Origin of the sequence: Rhizobium leguminosarum bv. viciae USDA 2370, from assembly GCF_002008365.1 — a bacterium.
Lineage (GTDB): Bacteria > Pseudomonadota > Alphaproteobacteria > Rhizobiales > Rhizobiaceae > Rhizobium > Rhizobium leguminosarum.
The window spans coordinates 1-2,040 of sequence record NZ_MRDL01000008.1; the positions used below are offsets into that span (position 1 = coordinate 1).

2 pseudogenes are annotated in these 2,040 nt (G+C 56.3%); both read right to left on the minus strand.

Annotated elements, in window-relative coordinates:
• Positions 1 to 80 (minus strand): annotated as a pseudogene (locus tag BS629_RS38015) (IS6 family transposase); the annotation flags it as partial.
• 630 nt (positions 81 to 710) lie between these two features.
• Positions 711 to 1,956: pseudogene (locus BS629_RS04500) on the minus strand (IS256 family transposase).
• Between the last annotated feature and the right edge of the window lie 84 nt (positions 1,957 to 2,040).

Below are 2,040 nucleotides of genomic sequence, written 5' to 3' on the forward strand. Positions count from 1 at the left end.
CGCAGGCTCAACGGGAACCGGAAATACAGCCAGACCGCACGGGCGATGATCTGCGGTGGAAAGCGGTGGTTCTTGTAGCTGCAGGTCCCGCGTTCAACACGAAAGCCTGGTTAAGAGTCGCGCCGCCTTCATGCCGGATGCCGCTGGGCAGAAATCAGGTTGCCCCCCAGAACCGTCCCGGCCTAACGAATTCCTCCCGGTTTCGACATCATCTTGCACTTTTCGCCACGCCATCAGCGATTCGCTTGCGCTCGTCTCTCTCAACCTCACCTGACGGGCTAAGATCCGCCTTTTCTGCAACGCCCACCACGGCTCTTTTACCGCCGCAGCTTGCCTTGCGGCATATGCTTCACGCACAATTAAGGCCATGCTTTCGGCACCATTGGCGGATGGTCTCGTAGGAACGACGATCCCGAAATCGAGCAGCATTTTCCTCGACATCGCGCAGGCCCAGATTAAAGCGAAAGTAGAGCCAGACAGCACGGGCTACGATTTCGATCCGATGGCCGCGGTTCCTATAGGTCGGTGCACTCACGGTCATGGGTGCGCTGCTACCTCAATTTTCATACCGCTCAATCAATGTGACAGTACCAGAGGAGCCAGGATCGTGTCCCGAAACTCGCTATCAACAACTGCTCGGAACTTCTGATTGACATTGCGCAATGCATTGATGCGTATCTGGGAAGCTGCGAAGCTGTCGGCTTGATTGACTACCCTCTTGAATATCTCTCTCGGCACATCATTTGGCAGATTGCCGATGTTGAGAGGGTCTGTTGCGCTGGACGAATCCACCATTTGAGTCTCCTGTCTGGCTCGATCATCGGCCCGCAAATCTGTTCGGGCTTTATCCATTTAGGGGCACTGTAAGGGACTGTCAGGAATTCTGTGCGGGGGGCCGGTTCATTAGTTGAAGAACCGCTCGCCGAAGATGACGGCGAACGGCGAAGTTTCGAGTTCAAGGCCTCTATGGCGTTCGTGGTGTAAATGATGCGGCGGACACCTTCCGGGAAGGCGAAGAAGGGAACGACGTGTTCCCAATTGCGCCGCCAACTTTGAGAGATGGCAGGGTATTTCTGGCCCCAGTAGCCTTCCTCGAAGGCCTCCAGTGCCTTCAGGCCCGCCTCGGCATCTCTGGCACGGTAGATGGCTCTCAGCGCCGGCATGACGGGCTTTCTATCCTTGTAGGAAACGAACTCCAAGGAATGCCGGATCAGGTGGACAATGCAAGTCTGCACGATCGTTTGGGGAAAGACGGCAGTGATGGCTTCGGGAAAGCCCTTCAGGCCATCGACCACAGCGATCAGGACGTCCTGGCAGCCACGGCTCTTCAGTTCGTTCATCACCCGCAGCCAGAACTTTGCCCCTTCTGTCAGCTCGATCCATAGCCCGAGGATTTCCTTGGTGCCGTCCGCAAGAATAGCGAGTGCGACATAGACGGCCTTGTTGCGAACGAAACCTTCGTCCCGGATTTTGACCCGGATGGCGTCCAAGAACACAGGGGATAGCACAGCTCAAGCGGACGATTCTGCCACTCACCAACTGCCTCCAGAACGGTATCGGTCACCGCCGAGATCAGGTCTGGCGATACTTCGATGCCGTAGATTTCTTCGAGATGACCCTGGATCTCCCGCACCGTCATGCCGCGGGCGTACATGGAGATGATCTTGTCGTCGAAATCGGGAAAGCGGCGCTGGTATTTGGCGATCAGCTTTGGGTCGAACTGGCCAGCGTCATTTTCGACGTTCCGGTCAAAACTGTCTTCCTCGAGGAGCCATTGCGCCGGTTGGCACAGGTCCCCTCGCTACGCTCAACATCGAGATGCTCGTCTAGCTCGGCATTGAGAATGCGCTCCGAAAGCGCCCTCTTCAGGTCATCCAGCAAGCCGTCCTTGCCGAAAACCTCGGACGGATCACGTCCCGCAAGAAGCTGGTCCAGAGGTTCCTTTTCGATAGCCATGTGAGGCGATGTCACGTTGTTTGATCAACGGCCGTAAAGTCGCTTGTCGGTAAACTCATGCAATTGCAGCGGTCACGGCTTTCC